Annotated in this window: 18 protein-coding genes; 13 read left to right on the top strand and 5 right to left on the bottom strand. The window is 67.7% G+C overall.

Annotated elements, in window-relative coordinates; all coding sequences use genetic code 11:
- The first annotated feature begins 322 nt into the window (after positions 1-322).
- Positions 323-1,546, top strand: coding sequence for a glycosyltransferase family 4 protein (locus tag LJE69_RS05730; protein WP_296922463.1), 1,224 nt, complete (start codon positions 323-325; stop codon positions 1,544-1,546).
- A gap of 221 nt (positions 1,547-1,767) precedes the next feature.
- On the opposite strand, the gene LJE69_RS05725 is transcribed toward LJE69_RS05730, so the two are convergent.
- Both LJE69_RS05725 and LJE69_RS05720 read right to left on the bottom strand, forming a co-directional pair.
- Positions 1,768-3,333 carry a GTPase domain-containing protein gene (locus LJE69_RS05725; protein WP_296922460.1) on the bottom strand — a complete coding sequence of 522 codons (1,566 nt, stop codon included), beginning with the start codon at positions 3,331-3,333 and terminating at the stop codon, positions 1,768-1,770.
- Positions 3,330-4,502 (bottom strand): GTPase domain-containing protein, encoded by a 1,173-nt coding sequence (locus tag LJE69_RS05720; protein WP_296922457.1) that lies wholly within the window; start codon positions 4,500-4,502, stop codon positions 3,330-3,332. Before LJE69_RS05720 ends, LJE69_RS05725 begins: the two co-directional genes overlap by 4 nt.
- Before the next feature lie 34 nt (positions 4,503-4,536).
- On the opposite strand from LJE69_RS05720, the gene LJE69_RS05715 reads away from it, so the two are divergent.
- Complete coding sequence (locus tag LJE69_RS05715; protein ID WP_296922454.1) at positions 4,537-4,680, top strand: hypothetical protein; 144 nt, start codon at positions 4,537-4,539, stop codon at positions 4,678-4,680.
- A gap of 436 nt (positions 4,681-5,116) precedes the next feature.
- Positions 5,117-5,509: a septal ring lytic transglycosylase RlpA family protein gene (locus tag LJE69_RS05710; protein ID WP_296922451.1), complete on the top strand. Its 393-nt coding sequence runs from the start codon at positions 5,117-5,119 to the stop codon at positions 5,507-5,509.
- Between the two features lie 253 nt (positions 5,510-5,762).
- On the opposite strand, the gene LJE69_RS05705 is transcribed toward LJE69_RS05710, so the two are convergent.
- On the bottom strand, positions 5,763-6,875 hold the full coding sequence (locus tag LJE69_RS05705; protein WP_296922448.1) for a PA0069 family radical SAM protein: 1,113 nt from the start codon (positions 6,873-6,875) through the stop codon (positions 5,763-5,765).
- A 144-nt stretch (positions 6,876-7,019) separates the two neighbouring features.
- Between LJE69_RS05705 and LJE69_RS05700 the strand changes: the two genes are divergently transcribed.
- From LJE69_RS05700 to LJE69_RS05655, 10 genes are all read left to right on the top strand, one after another.
- Entirely contained in the window at positions 7,020-7,607 is a 588-nt protein-coding gene (locus tag LJE69_RS05700) for a DJ-1/PfpI family protein (protein ID WP_296922446.1), read from the top strand.
- Positions 7,608-7,646: 39 nt separating this feature from the next.
- Positions 7,647-8,084 (top strand): gamma-glutamylcyclotransferase, encoded by a 438-nt coding sequence (locus tag LJE69_RS05695; RefSeq protein WP_296922443.1) that lies wholly within the window; start codon positions 7,647-7,649, stop codon positions 8,082-8,084.
- Positions 8,085-8,205: 121 nt separating this feature from the next.
- Positions 8,206-8,667 (top strand): OsmC family protein, encoded by a 462-nt coding sequence (locus LJE69_RS05690; RefSeq protein WP_296922440.1) that lies wholly within the window; start codon positions 8,206-8,208, stop codon positions 8,665-8,667.
- Positions 8,668-8,691: 24 nt separating this feature from the next.
- A complete protein-coding gene (locus LJE69_RS05685; RefSeq protein ID WP_296922439.1) occupies positions 8,692-10,467 on the top strand; it encodes a RyR domain-containing protein in 1,776 nt (591 codons plus the stop codon).
- Positions 10,468-10,580: 113 nt separating this feature from the next.
- Positions 10,581-10,952 (top strand): thioredoxin, encoded by a 372-nt coding sequence (trxA, locus tag LJE69_RS05680; RefSeq protein WP_296922437.1) that lies wholly within the window; start codon positions 10,581-10,583, stop codon positions 10,950-10,952.
- Positions 10,953-11,066: 114 nt separating this feature from the next.
- The gene (locus LJE69_RS05675; RefSeq protein WP_296922434.1) at positions 11,067-11,585 is read left to right on the top strand and encodes a DUF1249 domain-containing protein; all 519 of its coding nucleotides are present in this window, start codon (positions 11,067-11,069) and stop codon (positions 11,583-11,585) included.
- A 522-nt stretch (positions 11,586-12,107) separates the two neighbouring features.
- The gene (locus LJE69_RS05670; protein WP_296922431.1) at positions 12,108-12,569 is read left to right on the top strand and encodes an Rrf2 family transcriptional regulator; all 462 of its coding nucleotides are present in this window, start codon (positions 12,108-12,110) and stop codon (positions 12,567-12,569) included.
- A gap of 749 nt (positions 12,570-13,318) precedes the next feature.
- Positions 13,319-14,254 (top strand): 50S ribosomal protein L3 N(5)-glutamine methyltransferase, encoded by a 936-nt coding sequence (gene prmB, locus LJE69_RS05665; protein ID WP_296922428.1) that lies wholly within the window; start codon positions 13,319-13,321, stop codon positions 14,252-14,254.
- 69 nt (positions 14,255-14,323) lie between these two features.
- Complete coding sequence (gene hemN / locus LJE69_RS05660) at positions 14,324-15,784, top strand: oxygen-independent coproporphyrinogen III oxidase (protein ID WP_296922424.1); 1,461 nt, start codon at positions 14,324-14,326, stop codon at positions 15,782-15,784.
- Positions 15,785-15,797: 13 nt separating this feature from the next.
- Positions 15,798-17,372 carry a long-chain fatty acid--CoA ligase gene (locus LJE69_RS05655; protein WP_296922421.1) on the top strand — a complete coding sequence of 525 codons (1,575 nt, stop codon included), beginning with the start codon at positions 15,798-15,800 and terminating at the stop codon, positions 17,370-17,372.
- A 48-nt stretch (positions 17,373-17,420) separates the two neighbouring features.
- Here LJE69_RS05655 and LJE69_RS05650 read toward each other — a convergent pair whose 3' ends face one another.
- Positions 17,421-17,627, bottom strand: coding sequence for a Trm112 family protein (locus tag LJE69_RS05650; protein ID WP_296922523.1), 207 nt, complete (start codon positions 17,625-17,627; stop codon positions 17,421-17,423).
- Positions 17,628-18,389: 762 nt separating this feature from the next.
- Positions 18,390-18,677, bottom strand: a complete 288-nt coding sequence (locus tag LJE69_RS05645) for an RNA-binding protein (protein ID WP_296922419.1) — start codon at positions 18,675-18,677, stop codon at positions 18,390-18,392.
- Positions 18,678-18,875: the final 198 nt, after the last annotated feature.

Genomic DNA, 18,875 nt, shown 5'->3' with positions numbered 1-18,875 from the left:
CGGCACCGTCGCGGCACCGGAAGTCCTGCTGCCACCCGGTGCCGGGAGAGGACCGAGTTTTCGGCTGGACGCAATGCCGGCTCGCGGTCAGAATGACGCGCACATCCGGATTGACGCATCGCATCGTGAACCCAGGCCCCCGCATCGTCCTCGGGAGACGCCGAGCATTGGCCGGCCCCGGCCGAAATCGGCACGGCGTTCGAGAACGCGTTTTCCGAACGCCTGCATGTTCAGCGGCTGATGCCGCCGACCGTAGTGGGGCATCCCGCCCCGCGGTGGTGAGCGTCTTCGCGCCCATCGCTGAACCGGAGTCTGTTGCGCGATGAAGTGCCTGCTGGTGGCGAACATCTTCCCGCCCATCAACGGCGGCTCCGCCGTCGTCTACGAAAGCCTGTGTCAGTTCGCCCCCGCCGGCACCATGCACGTGCTGGCGCCGTGGCGTCACTACCTGAGCGGCGAGGAAGTGGCGGGCTGGCGCGAGCACGATGCCGGGGTGGGCTTTCCCATCGAGCGCATCGAGCTGTTGCGCCCGCCGGCGGTGAGCCCCGGCTCGCTGCTGCATTCGGCGTGGCTGCAACTCGCGGTCGACCTGCCGCTCAAGGCCAAGGTGCTGCGCAAGACGCTCTCGTTGATCCGCCGCGAGGGGATCGACGTCATTTGCGTCTGCGAGCTGAGCTCCGGCTCCTGGCTCGGACTGCTGCTCAAGCGCCTCTTAGGCCTCCCGTACATCAATTATATCCACGGTGAAGAGATCACGACCCAGGTGCCCTATCGGCTGTTCGGGCGCCGGCGGCGGCAGTATCTGCACAAGGCGGATGCCGTGGTGGCCGTGAGCGAGTTCACCCGCGGCGCGCTGATCGAGCAGATGGGCGTGACACCGGAGCGCATCGCGCTGATCGTCAACGGTGTCGACGCCGAGCGCTTCCATCCCGGGCCCAAGCCCCGGGCGCTGCTGGAACGCTACGGCCTCGCCGGCAAGCGCGTGCTGCTGACCGTGGGCCGGCTGGTGGAGCGCAAGGGCATCGACACCACCATCCGCGCCTTGCCACGCATCCTGGAGCGCTGCCCGGACGCGCGCTATCTCATCGTCGGCACCGGCGAGTACCGCACCGAGCTGGAGGCGCTGGTGGCGGCGCAGGGGGTCGAGGAACAGGTCATCTTCGCCGGCCGCGTGCCGCACGACGAACTCGTCGCCCACTACCAGCTCTGCGACCTCTTCGTGATGCCCAACCGCGAACTCGCCAACCACGACACCGAGGGCTTCGGCCTCGTCTTCCTGGAGGCGAACGCCTGCGGCAAGGCGGTGGTGGCGGGCCGTGCCGGCGGCGTGGTGGAGGCCGTGCGCCACGGCGAGACCGGGCTCAACGTGGACGGCGACGACGTCAATGCCGTGGCCGACGCCATCGCCGGGCTGCTGCTCGATGACGCCGGCCGCAACGCCATGGGCGAGCGTGGTCTCGAGATCGCCCGCCAGTCCAGCTCCGCCGCCCGCGCGCGGCTGTTCCAGGCGCTTTGCGAGCGAGTAGTGGCGGGCCGAAGCCGCTAGTCCACAGGCGCGGAAATCCCGCGACCGCGCCGACCGCAGTGTCGCCCGGAGTGTCGGCCGGAGTGTCGGCCTCCAGGTCAACACCAATTCATACCCCTAGCGCTCGCACTACCGCCCCGCGGTGCCGCGCATCGCCGGGCGCTCCGCGCCATGGCGTGCTTCCCGGGAGCGGCTTGCAGGCAGCGCGCGCGGCCGAACGAGCACGGCGCATCCGCCAGGATCTACGCACGGTGGCCCGTGATCTTCCGGGTCGCCTCCCGCAACGTTCGGCGGATGACTTGCCCCGCGGTTCCCCGCAGGAGATTCGAGGTACCCGGGATGCTGCCCAGCGTGTCTTGCGTGCGCTGGAACCAGCCATCTTTCGCCATCCCGCGTTCCAACTGCTTTTGGTGCGCCTCCGGCAGCACGTCCAGCATGGCCTGCTGGAGAGCCTCCGCGTTCCAGATCGGCTCGCCGGGTCTGACGGCGACGAGCACGCAATGCCGGTGCTGCATACCCAGTTGCTCGCAGGCAGCCTGCCGTGCCTCACGCATCTGTTGCTCTTTGCCGCGCTGGCCGTGCTCGATGTCGTACGGAGGCGCCCATTCCATCGGCGGGTCCAGTTGATCCGCGTGCGTCAGGACCAGCAGACGCGGAACCGGGCGCAGGTTCGCTTTCTGCTCGGCCAGCGCATCGAGCGCAGCCAGCGCGCGCTGGTCCGCGGCACGGTCGGCACGGTTCGCGGCCGCGATCCACAGCACCAGGTCGCTTTGGGCCGCCTGCGTGAGCCAAGGCTCCCTGGCTTTGCCGGTGCCCTCGGTGCCGGGACAATCCACCAGCATGAGCGCGCCGACGCCCTCGGCCTGGAATTCGTAAGCCCGGCAGTCCTCGGCCGGCGCGGTGAGCAGACCGACAGGCTCGCGGGCCCGACCCAGCAGGGCATTGAGCAGCGCCGACTTGCCGGCGTTGCGCTGTCCCGCGAGCAAGACGGTGAGCGGTTCGGGTGCCGCATCCGGGATTGGCGTCGGCGCGGTGGGCAGTAACTCGTCGGCACGGCGCCGGTAGCCGCCGGAGTACAGCTTGATGGCGGTTTCACCCGCCTGTTCCACCAGCAGCACGCCCATCTGCGCCTTGGCGCCGTCTCCAACGCTGCCCAGCGCCTGAGTGGCGACACTGCCGCGCAGCTCGGCCGCGAGTGCACTGCTCGGGTCGATCCAGCGCAGTATCCGAAACAGGCTGAGGATCTTCGCCGCTGGTCCGCTCAGTCCGATCAGGGTGACGACCCACGACAGTTCGATATGGCGCAGCACCGGAAAGTCGGCCAGCACGGTAGCGCGCAGGCGTTGGGCGAAGTCCTCCACCATCAATAGCAGTTCCGGCAGGGTGAAGCGCCATAGCGCCACCGGATCATCTGGCGAATAGGCCCGTGCGACGTCGTGAAAGGCGCCGCGAATCAGGTTGGATGCGGCGTCGGGGTCGCGCAGATCGGCCGCGGCGATGGCCGCGGCGCGTTGCGCGAGTGCCTGGCGTGCCCGCTGCTCGGCCGCCGAGGCGCTCGGGTCCAGGTCGAAGAACGGGCTGGGAGCGGATTTCCTCGGTCGGGGCCATCGACGCAGCAAGGCGAAGGCCAACGCCAGCAGCACGACCGTCGCGGCCCACCAATACCAGGCCCAGCCCTGCTGGGCCATGAACCAGATGCCGGCAGCCAGGCCGACCAGCCAGGGAATCAGGATTAGCAGGCCGATCAGCGCCAAGGCGCCGAGCTCCCGGCGGAGTTGGCGCCATAGCAGACCTGAGCCGGATGTCATGACTCTGCCTCCTGCGCCTGGGCGCGGTCCCGCGCTTGCTTCGCCTGCCGGTACTTGCCGCGCGCCTCGCGCAGCGCCTGTTTGTAGCGGGCGCGCAGTGCAGCCCGATTCGGTGTGTGTCCGGCGGCCTTTTCGCTGAAGTAGTACAACGCCGCCTCGCCGATGGCCCAGGTGGCGGTAAAGGTCCAGGATGCGACGATGGCCGTGCCCCAGCCGGGCTCGAGCTTGAGCAACTGCTGCACCGACCACCTGCCGCCGAACCCCACCAGGAAGCCGACACCCAGCGCACTGGCCAACTCGCCCGAGAGTTGCTTGTAACTCCCCTGGAAGCCGAACCGACGGGCGATGTGCACCACCATCGCCGACTGCATGCCGGCCGACGCAACGCCGCCGGCGACGGGAACGGGGACCGCATTCGCGGCCGCCGCCATCATGGCCCAGGGCAGAAGGAGCTTGGTCCGAATCGCCGTCGGCGCCGTGGGGTTGCCGCGCAGTCGCTCGGCGGCCTCGGGCAGGACCTCGTCGAGCGCGTCCCACAGCCGCTCTGCCCCGTAGTCCGCCGGCGCGATGCCCTGTTCCGGCCGTGTGAAGTCCAATGGTACGAACACCGGCGGCGGGCCTTTGAGCTGAATGAAGCGTTGGCGCTGCGCCAGCATCGCGACGCCCAGTGCAGCGGGCACGCCGGGACGAGCGCGGTCACCATCAGTGCCATCGAACGGGTAGGGCTCGACATGCCGGTCATGCGCGCGGTAGGCGCGATGCAAGCCGGTCTGGGCGACAATCACCGGGAGCTGTTTGTTGCGGCGCCTCGCGTCCGCGGTGACATCGACGATCTCCTCGATGGCGAGGTCATCCACCCGCAGCACCACCAACAACAGGTGCGCCTGCTCGCGGGCCTGGGCAACCTCGGCCACGGCATCGTGGTCAGCGCGGTCAGCCAAGCCTCGGGTGTCGAGGAAGCGCAGCACGGGTTGGTCGGGCGGGAAGGCGTAGATCCGACTCTCACTTGTCATGGGCCGGAAGCCGCGGCCGACATCGTCGTGCGCTTGCCCGGTGAGCTCGGCGACGATGCTGGTCTTGCCCGACTGCGTCTTGCCGAGCAGCCAGATGACGGGCGCATCGGCGGCAATCCAGGCCCCAGCAGATCCCACCGCCGCGTCATGTTGCATGGGCCTGCTTGCTCCTGGGGGTCACAGGGTTGGTATGGCCCGCCTGATCCGCGCCCATCGTGCTGCCCTCGTGCGCCTGATCTGGCTCGCCGAAGCGCGCGAAGTCGTGGCGCGGGTCGAGCGCGGCGAAGAAGAGACCGTTACCCGGGAACAGGTGAAGGTGGAACTTGGCCTATAACCTCATATTTGCCAAGGCCGCACAACGCCAATTTGGCAAGCTGCCGAGGCAAGCCCAATAGAGCCTCGGTGCGGCGATTGGTCGCCTCGCAGAAGAGCCCCGAGCGCGGATATTCGAATCGCTCCAATTCGCTAAGTAAATCCGAGGTGCTAGCTAAAGATCATTAAGTCACGCGAGAGGTATCTTAGCTAAGTTACTGATTCTTTATTTTTCGATAATTTGGGAACTTTCTGCCAAAATCCTGCCTTTGGTTTTCCACGTCAAGACCCACTTCTTGTCGTGTGAGTCGATGCTGGCGTTTTACCCTAATAAGCATTTTTTCGGTGTAGTCCCGGCATCTCGTCAAATTGTGTCCGCCTCGTAAGTCTGCGTTGTCGGCTCTGCTGCCGGCGCGGGCTCTAGCCGAGTGCGGCGCATCGTCTGAAGGTTTTTCAATATGATGAAGCTGCTGATCCCGGCGCCGGCCGCGGCGCTGTTGGCGTTGCTGTCGTTGCCGTTCGGTGCCGCCGATGCCGGTCAGGTGCAAACGGGCATCGCGTCGTACTATCACGACAGCTTGAACGGCAATCGGACCGCCAGTGGCCAGATTTACGACAAGAACAAGATGAGCGCGGCGCACAAGAGCCTCCCTCTGGGCAGTCGTGTGCGGGTAACCGATAAGCGCACCGGCAAGAGCATCGTGGTGCGCATCAACGACCGCGGCCCCTTCGTCAAAGGTCGCATCATCGATCTGTCTCACCGTGCTGCCGAGAAGCTCGGCATCATCCGGCGCGGCATCACACGGGTGCAGGTCGAGGTCCTCAGTGAGGCAGGGGGGAGCGGGGCCTGACGACAGGCCACCGCGGGAACCGATGGCATGCGGCCGGTGCTTCGCAGCCGAAATTCCGAGACCGGGCTTCCTCGTTGTCGTTGTCGTAATCGGAGTCGTTATCGAATGTCCGCAGGGTTGAGACCACGATTACGATCACGACAACGACAACGATAGCGACAACGACCTGAGACGCTCTCGGGACTTGCGCACTGTCGCAGTAGTGCAACGGCGACAAGCTGTCGACGTTGTGACGGGACTTGTTGACGTTCTCTCAGTCGAACAGCGACAACTGCCGCGGGTCGGCCGCGGGCGGGTGGAAGGCGTCCGCCGACAGGTTCCAGCCGCTGTCCTGTCTTTCCAGCCCATGCCGGCGCAGGGCCAGCCCGAAGCGCTGCTGCAGCAGCTCAGCCAACGGCCCCGTGCCGGTCATGCGCTGACCAAACTCGGCAACGTTGAGCGCACCGCCGCGGCACTGGCGGATCAGCGACAGCACCTTGTCGGCGCGCTCCGGGTAGTGGGCGCGTAGCCATTCCTCGAACAGCGCCTTCAGCTCCAGCGGTAGGCGGATCAGCAGTGCGCCGGCACGCTCGGCGCCGACCTCGGCGGCTGCGGCGACGATGCGCTCCAGGTCGTGATCGGTGAGTCCGGGGATCAGCGGCGAGACGAGCACGCCGGTGGGGATGCCGGCGGCCGCGAGCTCGGCGACCGCCCGCAGGCGCCCGCGCGGTGCCGTGGCGCGGGGCTCCAGGCGCCGGGCGAGGTCGTCGTCGAGGGTCGTCACGGACATCTGCACGGCCACCAGCCGCCGCGCCGCGAGCTCGCGCAGCAGCGGCAGGTCGCGCAGCACCAGCGCGGACTTGGTGGTGATGGCCAGCGGGTGGCGGGCCTCCGACAGCACCTCGAGCATCGCCCGGGTGCTGCCGAGCCGGCGCTCGATGGGCTGGTAGGGGTCGGTGTTGGCTCCGAGCACCAGGGTGGCGGGCCGATAGCCGGGCTGCGCCAAGGCGCGGCGAAGCTGTGCCGCGGCGTCGGGCTTGTGGAACAGCCGACGCTCGAAATCGAGTCCGGGGGAGAGCCCGAGCCAGGCATGGGTGGGCCGGGCGTAACAGTAGATGCAGCCGTGCTCGCAGCCGCGGTAAGGGTTGACGCTGCGGTCGAACGGGATGTCGGGCGAGTCGTTGTAGCTGATGATGCTGCGGCTGCTGTCGACGCCGAGCTCGGTGCGCGGATTGCCGTCGGTGTCCTCCTGCCACCAGCCGTCGTCGACGGCCTCGCGGCTGTGCGCGGCGTAGCGGCTGTCGGGGTTGCTCAGGCTGCCGCGTCCGCGCTTCGCGTTTGCGGCGGTCGTGTGGTGGTCCAGCGGCTCGGCGGGGCGATCGGACATGCGGATGCCTCTGGGCTGGGCTTTGGTATAGTCGCCGGCGTCCTGGAAGCGGAACCGGGACGCTGGATTGGGATACTGAAGCGGGGCGCCGATGGCCTCACTCTATTGCTCGCCCTTGAACCAAAGATGATGGAGGCAGAGACGATGGCAGCCAAACAGATCCTGATGCTGGTCGGCGACTATGTCGAAGACTACGAGGTCATGGTGCCGTACCAGATCCTGATCATGGTGGGGCACACCGTGCACGCCGTCTGCCCGGAGAAGGCCGCGGGAGAGCAGGTGCGCACGGCGGTGCACGACTTCGACGGTGCTCAGACGTACAGCGAGAAGCCCGGCCACAACTTCACGCTCAACGCCAGCTTCGCGGATGTCGACGTCGATGACTACGATGCTCTGGTGATCCCGGGCGGCCGTGCGCCGGAGTACCTGCGGCTGAACCCGCGCGTGATCGAGATGGTGCGCCACTTTTCGGCGGAGGCGAAGCCCATCGCGTCCATTTGTCACGGCCAGCAGATCCTGGTGGCGGCGGGCGTGCTGGAAGGGGTCACCTGCACCGCCTATCCCGCGCTGCAGCCCGACATCGAGATGGCGGGCGGCAGTTGGCACGAGGTGGCGGAGACCTTCTGCAACGCGCACACCCACGGCACGCTGGTGACCGCGCCGGCGTGGCCGGCGCATCCGGAGTGGATGCGCCAGTTCCTGGCCGTGCTCGGCAGCCGCATCGAGCCCTGAGCCCGACGAGCCCGAGCGCGCCAATCGCCGCCGCGCCTCATGGAGCACCGCGTCTTCGTCTACGGCACCTTGCTGCGCGGCGAGGTGAATCATCACCTGCTAACTGATGCCCGTTTCCTCGGTGCCCACCGCACCGAGCCCCGGTTCACGCTGCTGGTGCTGGGGGCCTATCCGGGTCTCATCGCCGGTGGCGAGACGCCGGTGCACGGCGAGGTCTATGCCGTCGACGCCGCCGGCCTGCGCCGCCTCGACCAACTGGAAGACTATCCCAGGCTCTACGACCGCCGGCTGATCGCCACTGATCACGGTAGCGCCTGGGTCTACCTCTATCGCGGCCCGCGCCGCGACCGCGTTCGACTGGCGCACGGGGACTGGCGCAGTTACAGCCGCGGTGGCCTGCGCGGCAACGCGGTGCGCACCCGCCGCGACCCCAAGAACCCGAGCCATCGCCGCCGCGCGGCGGGAGGCACTGACTGACGGCTCCGGACAATGCCCAGTACGCTTGCGCGAAAATTGCCGCTGCCACTCGCGAAAGATGTTTCGGCATCGCAGTTGGTCCCGATCCGACAAGCACAACCCGAGAGGATTGCACTCACCCATGTCCGAGCAAGGCCGATTCACGATTCACCTGGATCAGCAGGAGGGCTACCAGTTCAATGTGCGCTTCGATTGGAAGCGGGCGGCCGATCTGCTCATGGACGAGCCACCGCCCCTCGGTGAGACGGCGGGTCCCAACGCATCGCGCCTGCTCGCCGCCGCCGCGGCCAACTGCCTGTCCGCCAGTCTGCTGTATTGCCTAGCCAAGGAGGAGCCGCCGGACGGCAGCCTGCGGGCCGAGGCGACCTGCATCCTGGTCCGCAACGAGCAGAAGCGCCTGCGCATCGGCGGCCTGGAGATCAAGCTCATCGTCAGCGACGAGCTGAGCGGGTCGAAGCGCTTCGAACGCTGCAAGACGTTGTTCGAGGACTTCTGCATCGTTTCCGCCAGCATTCGCCAGGGCATACCCATGGCCGTCTCCGTCGTCGACGAGGCAGGTCAACTGCTGCATGCCTCCGACTGAGCGCGCGGGCCGGCGGGGCGGCTGATGCGCATCGGCGCGCGCGATGCGGTGCTGGTGGCCGGCGACGCGCCGCTGCTCGCGGCGGCGGGCGACGTGCTCGCGGCGGATGGCGTGCAAGTTTGGCGCCGCCCGGACCTGACCCGCACCGGCATTCCGCGCCAGGTGAGCCTGGTACTGCTGGCCGAGGGCGACGACCTGGAGCGGCAATTGGCGCAGGTGCAGGCGGCCGGCCGGGGCCGGTCGCGGCCGCTGCGCGTGGTCGTGGTGCGGCAGCCGGCGGCTGCGGGCGTGCCTGGCGCCGACGGCAGCATTGCGGACCGTATCGATCAGGCGGCGGCACAGACCGATCTGCGCCTGGAGTGGCTCGACCCGGATCGCGCCGCCGCGCGGCTGCTGCTCGCCCGCTGGCCGCTGCATCGGGCCATGGACCCGCCGGCGGAGCAGCGCCCGCATGTGCTGGTCGCGGGCTTCGGCCCCTTCGCGCGGGTTTTCTTTCTGCATACTCTGCGCATTGGCCAGTACGGGGAGCGCCCGCCGCTGGTGACGCTCGCCGCCGAGCAGCCGGACCTTTGGGGGGAGTGGATCGCGACGAATCATCCCCAGGCCGACGCCTGTGCCGAGTTGCGCTACACGGGGCTGCCGACCCCGGACTTCGGGGCCGAGTGGCCGCTCACGACCGTCGCGGTGTGCGGCCGGCCGCCCGAGCCCGCGCTGGCGCTGGCGCGCTCGCTGATCGCGCAGGCGGCGGAACAGGGCGCCTCGCCGCCGGTGCTGCTGGTGGCCGACGGTGTCGGGCCCGACGGCTGGCCGCAGGGGGCGCTGTCGGACTGGGATGGTCAGCTGGTGCCGGTGGCGCCACGCAGGCTCGCCTTCTCGCGGGAGGTGTTGCTGGAGGGCCGCGACGACGCCCTGGCCGAGGTCGTCCACGAACACTACCGCGATACCTCCGCGGCCCAGGGTCGGGACCCTGCGGCGGCGCCCTCGGGCCGCCCCTGGCCGATGCTGGGGACCTCCTATCGGGACGCGAACCGCCATCAGGCGGATCACCTGTGGGCCAAGCTCGCGGTCACCGACTGCCGCGCCGTGCCCGAGGAATTGGTGGAGTCTTTCGCCTTTGCGCCCGCGGAGGTGGAGCGTCTGGCGATCATCGAGCACCGCCGTTGGGCGGTGGAGCGCTGGCTCGACGGCTGGCGCTACGGCCCGCAGCGCGACAATGCGCAGAAGCTGCATCCGCAGTTGATCCCGTACGCGGATCTGACCGACGCGATGCAGGACCTGGACCGTTTTGCCGTGCGGCTGGTGCCCGCGCTGTTGGCCCGCTCGGGGCTGGCCGTGGTGCGCCGGCTCGTCGTCGGCGTGTGTGGCGGCGGTGCCGAAATGTCGCAGACGGTGTTGCGCGACGGGGCACGGCTGGTGCTGCGGCGGCTGATGGCCCGCTACCCGGACCGTGGTCTGACGCTGGCCGTCGATCCGTCAGACGCCGCGGCGCGTGACATCGCGGCTGACGCGGTGAAGCGCTTCGGGGTCGGGCTGTTCTTGTTGTTGCCGGTGCCGTTGCCGCGGCTGTTGGCGGCACAGCCGCCCGCCGGCAGGCTTGCGGTGCTGGATCTGCTCGGCGCCGCGGAGCGCCGTATCCAGCTCGCCGGCGATGCCGCGGTGGCGCAGTGGCGGGCACGCCGCGCCGAGGTGCTGTTCGCACTCGGCGAGGACGGGGCGGTGCCAGCCGGCGGGGTTGAGCCGCCGGCGAAGCGCGTCCACCTAAGTGAGCACGGACAAGCGCACTGGAACTTCGAATACTGAGCCCTTCCGGGGACCTGGCGCAAAGCCCGTGCCCGAGGGGCGGGAAACTGCGGGGGGAGGATCGATCTGTTATCCTGCCCGACCACGTGAATTTTGACCCGCGAGCAGACACCATGGCCGTCGTAAATCTGACGCAAGAGAATTTCGAAACCACCGTTGCTGACAACGCGTTTGTCGTGGTCGACTTCTGGGCGCCCTGGTGTGGGCCCTGCCGGACCTTCGGGCCGGTGTTCGAGAAGGTGTCCGAAGATCACGACGACATCGTCTTTGCGAAGGTGAACACCGAGGACGAGCAACAAATCGCCGCGCATTTCCAGATTCGGTCCATTCCGACGCTGATGATCTTCCGCGACCAGATCATCATCTTCTCGCAGCCGGGCGCGCTGCCCGAGGGCTCCTTCCGCGAACTGCTTGGCAAGGCGGGCGAGCTGGACATGGACAAGGTGCGCGCCGACATCGCCGCCCAGCAGGGTGGTACCGCCTGACACCGCGGCCCGATCTCGCGTCCGCTCACAGCCCGGCCACGCAATCCCAGGCGGAGCTCGGTCCTGCGCCGCCCACGGCGTGCATCGGCTCCAGCAATCTCTTCCAGACGCCCGATGCAAGCCCCGAGCCCGCTCCTCGCCAGACTCGACCTGACCGGTGACCGGCCCACCGTCGGGGCGCTCATGGCGCTGTGCGAGGAAAATTACCGGGCGCTGATGCAACTCGCGCCGCGGCTGGCGAGCCTGAGCGGCGTGCACGCATCGCAGCGTCCGGGCCATGCCAGCCTGGAGCTTCAGATCATCGACCAGGCGCCTTACACGACCACCCTGAGGCTCACCCACGTGTTCCCCGCCACCGGCGGCTGTTCCGAGTGGCTGCCTGAGCCGGATGCAACGCTCAAGGCCTATCACGACGCGGGCCAGGTGGAGGTGCTGGACCTGCGCCAGACCGCCCTGCCGATCTTCAGCCACTATCAGTCGCCGGCGCTGTACGCTAAGTGGAAGGCCAACCTCTTCCTGTCCAAGTGGCTCGGCTGGTGTCTGCGTGACGGTCACCGCGTCGGTCCCCCGCTCGCGGCCGAGTCCGGCCACTGCGGCAATCGGCTTGCCCTGCCTTCGACCTCCATCGCCTGAACCGAGCCCCGACGGGGCTGATCCGATGGCCTCATCCCCGCGCTGATCGACAACCAGCGCGGCTTCGTTCCCGCCGCCTGCGCACGCCCTACATTTCCCTCTCGCGCTGCGCTCGGCCATGGCGCCGGGTGTCCTGCCCGCCCTGATCCAGTCCCGGTCCCGCCCCGGTCCGCCCCCGTCGCGCCCTGATCAGCGCAGGTCCGCAGCGGACGGACCGCCCATCTCCACGCAGCGCCGCACGTCACGCGGCCCAGCCACCGTCTGCCCAAGACCGACAATGAGCACGCTTTGTCGGGGAACCATCGGCCGCTGCGCCTGCCAAACGGGCCAGTATCCAGGTTTTGTCCAGGCGTTGGCGCGTACGTCATCGGAAAATCTTTGGCCAAGCCTTGACAATCACTAGCCCATAACCAAGTTCCGAGCTAGGATATTCGCCACGGATCAGCGACGGCACTCTCGCCTCGGCGACCGTCGCTGAAGAGATCACGGCCCAGCGCCCCAACCCTTTCAAGGCATCGCACCATGAGACTCTCGACGAAAGGTAGGTATGCGGTCACCGCTATGTTGGACCTGGCCCTGCACTCGGGCAAAGGACCGGTGACCTTGTCCGACATCTCTGTGAATCAGGGGATTTCACTGTCGTACCTGGAGCAGTTGTTCGCATCGCTGCGCGCCAAGCAACTGGTGCGCGGTATCCGTGGTCCAGGCGGCGGTTACTACCTCGGCAAGCCCGCCGGCGACATCTCCATCGCCGACATCATCTGTGCCGTGGACGAGTGGGTGGAGTTCACGCGCTGTGGCGGCCGCGAGAACTGCCGCGACGGTCAGCGTTGTCTGACCCACTCGCTCTGGGACCAACTCAGCGACGAGATCTTCACCTTCCTCAGCCAGATCAGCCTTGCCGATCTCGTCGAGCGTGGTCAGCGCGAGGCCACCATCGACAGCAAGCGGTTGCTGAGCGACAGCAAGCAGCGGGCCGCCTGAGGCGCCAACCCACCACCCTCGAGCTTCCCCCTGAGTTCTCCCCCTCGAACCCCCGGTTGTGGCATCGTCCGGTAGGCGCAGGGCGCCCCGGACGCTTGCCGGCTTCTCTTGGCCGGCGGAGGCGGCGGTCTGCAAGGAGACCGTGAACGTGTTGTTCGCAACTCCGAAAACGAGCAGATCGTAGGTCGGATTAGCGATAGCGTAACCCGACAATCTGCAGCCCTCTGGGAGCGGCACTCTCGGTGCCGCGACCGGCGCCAAGGCAACATACAACGCCCCGAGTAACCGCCAAGCAGCAACCAGTAGCGCGGCCGCCATCGCGCCACAAAAGCAGTGGCGCTCCCACGCCGGCGCGCCTGGCGCAGCGGTCATGGGGGTCGGGTTAGCGCAGCCTAAGCCGAACAGCGCGCGATCGGCAGCACAAAGGCGGTGCCGACATGAAAGCGGACGCTGGTGTGATGATGGGGCGGTGCAAGATGACGCCCGTCAACGGCGCTGTGACTGTCTGAAGACCATGCGATTTTGGTGCTATGCTTCGATTTCGGCGGCGCCGGGGCGTGCGTCGTGCCTCGAGGCCCACGGTCCCAGAGCTCACGGGTCCAGAGTCTGCGGTCCCGGAGCGCACGGTCCCAAAGCCAAGCATCCCGGAGCTGAGTTTCGGAGCTGAGTGTCCCGGAGCCGAGTGTCCGCAAACCCGGCCAGTCCGCCGTCGCCCCACCGTCCGGCCAGCCAGCATCCACGATGATTCCATGCCCGCCGACACCGACGCGCTGACCACCATCGATGATCTCGTGCGCTGGGGTGCGAGCCGGTTTGCGGCCGCGGGCCTGTACTTCGGCCATGGTACCGACAACGCGCGCGACGAGGCCCATTGGCTCGTCGCCCACGCGCTGCATCTGCCCTTCGAGCTGGCGGCGGAATACGGTGGCTGCCACGTGACAGCCACGGAGCGTGATGCCGTGCTGGCGCTGCTGGCAAGGCGCATCGACGAGCGTCGCCCGGTGGCCTATCTGACCGGCAGCATCCGCTTTGCCGGCCTGGACTTCGACGTGGACGAGGCGGTCATGATTCCGCGCTCGCCGCTGGCGGAGCTCATCGAGCAGGGCTTCGCGCCCTGGGCCGATCCGGAGCGAGTGCGGCGGGTGCTGGATCTGTGCTGCGGCAGCGGCTGTCTCGGCATTGCTGCCGCGGTGTATCTGCCGGATACGGCCGTGGACTTGGCGGACATCTCTCCCGCGGCGCTCGCGGTTGCGCGGCGCAATTGGCGGCGCCACGGGCTCGGGGAGCGGGTGCGGGTGCTGGAGTCGGACCTGTTCGCGGGTATCGGTAGTGACGATGACGACGGCTACGACGTGATCATCTCCAATCCGCCGTATGTGAGCGCCGCGGAGATGGAGACACTGCCCGCGGAGTATCGGCACGAGCCGGGACTGGCGCTGGCTGCCGGCGAGACCGGGCTGGATCTCGTGCTGCGCATCCTGCGGGATGCTCCGGACTATCTCGCCGATGACGGCATCCTGGTGGTGGAGGTCGGCAACAGCGCGGCGGCGCTGGCGGCGCTCCTGCCGGAGGTGGCGTTCACCTGGCTGGAATTCGAGCGGGGCGGCGAGGGCGCGTTCACGTTGGACAGCGACACGCTCGCCGCCCATCATGACCAATTCGCAGAGGCGGTTGCGGCACTATGAGCTTGCGCCGGGCAATACTGAAACAGATCAACGAGACCCACCGCCGCGGGCTCGAGCTGGAGGAAAACGATGCTTGACAATAACCGACCCACAGCTGGAGACCAGGCCGACCCACAGGCGGCGCGGCCGGCCACGTCCGCCGGCGACGATCAGCGCACGGTCTTCGACCTCGATCTGATCAAGCGCTACGACCAGAGCGGCCCGCGCTATACCTCCTATCCCACCGCGGTGGAGTTCGACCCGGCCTTTGATGCCGCCCGCTATGCCGAGGTGTGCCGGGAGACCAATTCGAGCGGCCGGCCGCTGTCGCTCTACTTCCACATTCCGTTCTGCGACACGGTCTGCTTCTACTGTGCCTGCAACAAGATCGCTACCAAGGACCGCTCGCTGGTGCAGCCCTATCTGGATCGGGTGTACCAGGAACTCGCCATGCAGTCGGCGCTGTTCGACGACGACCGTGTGGTGGAGCAACTGCACTGGGGCGGCGGCACGCCGACCTTCATCAGCCACGACCAGATGCGCGAGCTGATGGCGCAGACGCGCAAGCACTTCAAGCTCGCCGACGATGAGACGGGCGAGTTCTCCATCGAGATCGACCCGCGCGAGGCTCACGGCGACACCGTCGAGCTGCTGCGCGAGCTCGGCTTCAACCGCATGAGCCTGGGTGTGCAGGACTTCGATCCGAGGGTGCAGAAGGCCGTCAACCGCATCCAGACCGAAGACGAGACCATGGCGGTGCTGGAGGCGGCGCGTAGCGCGGGCTTCCGCTCCATCAGCATCGATCTCATCTACGGTCTGCCGCACCAGACCGCGGAGAGCTTCATGCAGACCGTGGAGCGCATCATCGCCGTGGGGCCGGACCGGCTGTCGGTGTTCAACTATGCGCACCTGCCCACGCGCTTCATGCCGCAGCGGCGCATCAAAGACGACGACCTGCCGCCGCCGGAGGTGAAGCTCGAAATCCTCCAAGCCACCACCGAGCGCCTGGGCGAGGCCGGCTGGCTCTACATCGGCATGGACCATTTCGCCAGGCCCGACGACGAGCTCGCCCGCGCCCAGCGTGACGGCACCCTGTACCGCAACTTCCAGGGCTACTCGACCCATGCCGACTGCGACCTGATCGGCCTCGGTGTCACTTCCATCGGCAAGGTGGGCACGACCTACGGCCAGAACCGCCGCGAGCTGGACGCCTACTACGAGGACATCGACGCCGGCCGCCTGCCCGTGTTCCGCGGCATCGAGCTGAACCGTGACGACGAGATCCGCCGCGACGTCATCACCCGGCTCATCTGCCATTTCCGGCTCGACTTCGCCGACGTGGAGCGGCGCTGGGACATCGATTTCGCCGACTACTTCGGCCGCAGCCTGGCGAAGCTCGAAGGCATGCAGCAGGACGACCTGCTGGTGGTGGACCGCAACGGCATTGGCGTGCTGCCCAAGGGGCGTCTGCTGATCCGCAACATCTGCATGGCTTTCGACGCCTACCTGGAAGCGAAGCAGGGGCCGGTGGGTTTCTCCAAGGTCATCTGACGGTCTCCCTGCCGTGGGTGGCGAAGACGCGGCACCGCAGCAGTCCGGTGCCGGAGACGATCTGCTGAGCCTGTTCCGGGCAACGGCGCGAGCCCATCCGGAGCGGGGTGCGGTATTCGCCGACGCCCCGGTCTGGACCTACGCGGCGCTGGACATTGCCAGCGATGGCATCGCTGGCTCGCTGGCCGAGCGTGGCATTCGTCCGGGCGAGCGCATCGCGCTGTATTGCCCCAACGGCGCCGACTTCGTCGTCGTCTACCTGGGCTGCCTCAAGGCCGGCGCCGTCGTGGTGCCCGTCAACCTGCTACTGAACCCGCGCGAGATCGCCTTCATGTTGCGGGACTCCGGTGCCCGCGCGCTGTTCTTCCACGCCTCGCTGGTCGAAGGTGCCGCCGCCGCGCTGGCGGAAGCGCCCGACGTGCGCCTGCGGGTCGGCATCGCCTTCGACGACGATGCCCCTGTACTCGATTGTCACCTGCATCAATTGGTGCAACCCAGAACCGCACCGCAGGTGCAGCGCGGCGGCGGGGACGACGCCGTGATCCTCTACACCTCCGGCACCACCGGGCGGCCCAAGGGGGCGGTGCTGACCCACGGCAATCTTGCCGCCAATGCCCGGGCCGTCGCCCATGCGCTGGGGGTCAAGCCCGGCGTGGATCGCGTCCTGGTCGTGCTGCCGATGTTCCATGCCTTTGCCGGCACCGTGGGTATGTTGATGCCTCTGCTGGCGGGCGCTGCGATGGTGCCGGTGACGCGCTTCGATCCGCAGGCCGTCACGCAGGCCATCGCGATGCATCACGCCAGCATCTTCCTCGGCGTGCCGAGCCTGTACGCGGTGCTGATGCGCCTCGGCGACGAGCAGGTGAATGCCTGGAAGCCGGTGCGGCTGGCCATTTCCGGTGGTGCCGCCATGCCGGTGGCGCTGCTGGACGCCTTCGAGCAGCGCTTCGGCGTGCCCATCCTCGAGGGCGACGGTCCCACGGAATGCGGCCCCGTCACCGCCGTGAACCCGCCGCAGGGTCCGCGCAAGCGCGGCTCAATCGGCCCGCCGCTGCCCGGCGTCGAAATGCGTATCGCCGACGCCGAGGGCAACACCCTGCCGGACGGCGACTACGGCGAGGTCTGCGTGCGCAGCCCCGGCGTGATGCGCGGCTACTGGCAGTTGCCGGACGAGACCGCGCAGGCATTCTTCGATGGCTGGTTTCGCACCGGTGACCTCGGCTGGCGCGATGCCGACGGGTATTTCTACCTGGTGGACCGGATCAAGGACCTCATCATCAGCAACGGCATCAACGTCTACCCGCGCATTATCGAGGAGGTTCTCGCGCGCCACCCGAGCGTCGCCGAGGTGGCTGTGGTCGGCGAGCCGCACCGCACCCATGGCGAGATTCCCGTCGCCTTCGTCACGACCGCGCCCGGGCAGAGCGCCGACCCCGGCGTGTTGAAGGCGTGGTGTCGGGAGCACTTGGGCAGCCACGAGATTCCGCGCCGCATCGAGGTGGTGTCAGGTCTGCCGAAGAACGCCGCTGGCAAGATCCTCAAGCGGGAACTGCGCCGCGCCGGTGAGGTGGAGCGCGGCGTCAACTGACCGGGCGCCGCGTCCGGCGGCGCGGCCATGTCACGGTCGACAGCGCCCTCAGCGCTGTGGTTGTGCCTTGCGGAGGCGCTCCGCTTCTTCCTCGCTCAGGGCGCGCGCGTCGCCTTCGATCAGCGCTGGAATGTCGTCGACGACCGGATAGGCGAGCCGGGCGGCGACGGAGATGAGCTCGTTTGCCTCGCGATCGTAGATCAACGGTCCTTTGGTGACGGGGCAGACGAGGATGTCCAGGAGCTTCTTGTTCAGCATCGGTCTCTCCGGGCTGGGGTAGGGACGGTGAGCTCGCGTCGGCCGACTCGTCCGCGCGGAACCTGCCGTCTTGAAAAAGGGTCTTTATTCTACGGCCTGCCTTGGTAGCCGTCGTCTCCGGCGGCGAGCGGGCGCGGGGCGTGTTGCTGGGCTATGGGCCGAGCGTATTTGGAGGCACCGGCGGGCGTATCGGCGGCGTTGCCGTCTGGGCCGCCGCCCAGGACGCGAATGGGCAACTTGTTCCCCGCGCGGACACAATTCGCAGGATATGCGATGCGGTTTGCTTTGCAAGTTGCAAATGGCGCCCTGCAAAGGGTCGATGATCTTGCCTAAGTTTTTGAAATTAAAAAATGCCGGAGTCTTGGTCCGGTTTCTGCTTAAGACATTGCAGGCAGGCTCCGCTGCGGTAGCCTGCCGCCCAGGGCGTAACGCCGGTGCCATTGGCACAGAGTGGCACCGCGCAAGGTCCTGAACAGGGACGAAGAAACAGGGTCATCGGCGAGGTCGCAGCACCGAAAGAGGCTAGGCCGCCAAGTGACGCACTAAGGGACTCGCCAGATGACCGCAAAGGCGCGGACGGCCGCTACGGCCGGCGCCTGGCCCGTAAGGTGCGGCGGAGCACATCCGCCAACCGCGGGCGCTTGGAATCGGATCGGCTATGGGACCGGGACAGCGCCTGGCGCGCTGAAGTAACTGACAATAATGAAATGACAAGGCCGGCGTGCGATGCATGCCGGCCTTCTTTTTTGCGTGCTCCCTCTACCAGCGCCCACCGCGGCCGCCGCCGCTGCCACCACCACGGTCGCTGCGGGGCTTCGCTTGGTTGACGCGCAGCGGCCGACCCTTCAGCGGCTGGTCGTTGAGTGCCTTGATGGCGGCATCCGCCTCGCTGTTGTCGGGCATCTCGACGAAGCCGAAGCCCTTCGATTGGCCAGTGAACTTGTCCGTGATCAGGTTAGCGCTGTCCACCTGCCCGAAGGCTGCAAAGGTCTCGCGCAAGTCCTCCTGAGTCACGCTATAGGGCAGGTTGCCGACATAGATATTCATTAATCTCGTCTCGTTCGCAGACACGCATCGTAGGAAAGAGAGAACCGCCGCTCGGCCGATGCGTAAATCGCGCTGCGGTTCCCGCCCGGCAGGCGCATGGGCGGTAGAGCTTGAAGCGAGGCGCTCGGCCATTCGTCCTGGTCGCAATGCGAGGGAAAGCCGGTCAGGGATGTGGCCAGCGTGTCAGAGCGGGACAAG

Source organism: Thiohalocapsa sp., assembly GCF_022340605.1.
Taxonomy (GTDB): Bacteria; Pseudomonadota; Gammaproteobacteria; order Chromatiales; family Chromatiaceae; genus Thiohalocapsa.
Note: the sequence above shows the minus strand (reverse complement) of the source record. Positions and strands in the feature narration are given on the sequence as shown.

Excerpts from the sequence above, each read along its gene's own strand:
- LJE69_RS05705 (WP_296922448.1), bottom strand. The coding sequence starts at position 6,875 with ATGTCCGATCGCCCCGCCGAGCCGCTGGACCACCACACGACCGCCGCA.
- LJE69_RS05715 (WP_296922454.1), top strand. The coding sequence starts at position 4,537 with ATGGCCCGCCTGATCCGCGCCCATCGTGCTGCCCTCGTGCGCCTGATC.
- LJE69_RS05710 (WP_296922451.1), top strand. The coding sequence starts at position 5,117 with ATGATGAAGCTGCTGATCCCGGCGCCGGCCGCGGCGCTGTTGGCGTTG.
- hemN (WP_296922424.1), top strand. The coding sequence starts at position 14,324 with ATGCTTGACAATAACCGACCCACAGCTGGAGACCAGGCCGACCCACAG.
- trxA (WP_296922437.1), top strand. The coding sequence starts at position 10,581 with ATGGCCGTCGTAAATCTGACGCAAGAGAATTTCGAAACCACCGTTGCT.
- LJE69_RS05730 (WP_296922463.1), top strand. The coding sequence starts at position 323 with ATGAAGTGCCTGCTGGTGGCGAACATCTTCCCGCCCATCAACGGCGGC.
- LJE69_RS05675 (WP_296922434.1), top strand. The coding sequence starts at position 11,067 with ATGCAAGCCCCGAGCCCGCTCCTCGCCAGACTCGACCTGACCGGTGAC.
- LJE69_RS05645 (WP_296922419.1), bottom strand. The coding sequence starts at position 18,677 with ATGAATATCTATGTCGGCAACCTGCCCTATAGCGTGACTCAGGAGGAC.
- LJE69_RS05685 (WP_296922439.1), top strand. The coding sequence starts at position 8,692 with ATGCGCATCGGCGCGCGCGATGCGGTGCTGGTGGCCGGCGACGCGCCG.
- LJE69_RS05700 (WP_296922446.1), top strand. The coding sequence starts at position 7,020 with ATGGCAGCCAAACAGATCCTGATGCTGGTCGGCGACTATGTCGAAGAC.
- LJE69_RS05695 (WP_296922443.1), top strand. The coding sequence starts at position 7,647 with ATGGAGCACCGCGTCTTCGTCTACGGCACCTTGCTGCGCGGCGAGGTG.
- LJE69_RS05690 (WP_296922440.1), top strand. The coding sequence starts at position 8,206 with ATGTCCGAGCAAGGCCGATTCACGATTCACCTGGATCAGCAGGAGGGC.
- prmB (WP_296922428.1), top strand. The coding sequence starts at position 13,319 with ATGCCCGCCGACACCGACGCGCTGACCACCATCGATGATCTCGTGCGC.
- LJE69_RS05720 (WP_296922457.1), bottom strand. The coding sequence starts at position 4,502 with ATGCAACATGACGCGGCGGTGGGATCTGCTGGGGCCTGGATTGCCGCC.
- LJE69_RS05725 (WP_296922460.1), bottom strand. The coding sequence starts at position 3,333 with ATGACATCCGGCTCAGGTCTGCTATGGCGCCAACTCCGCCGGGAGCTC.
- LJE69_RS05670 (WP_296922431.1), top strand. The coding sequence starts at position 12,108 with ATGAGACTCTCGACGAAAGGTAGGTATGCGGTCACCGCTATGTTGGAC.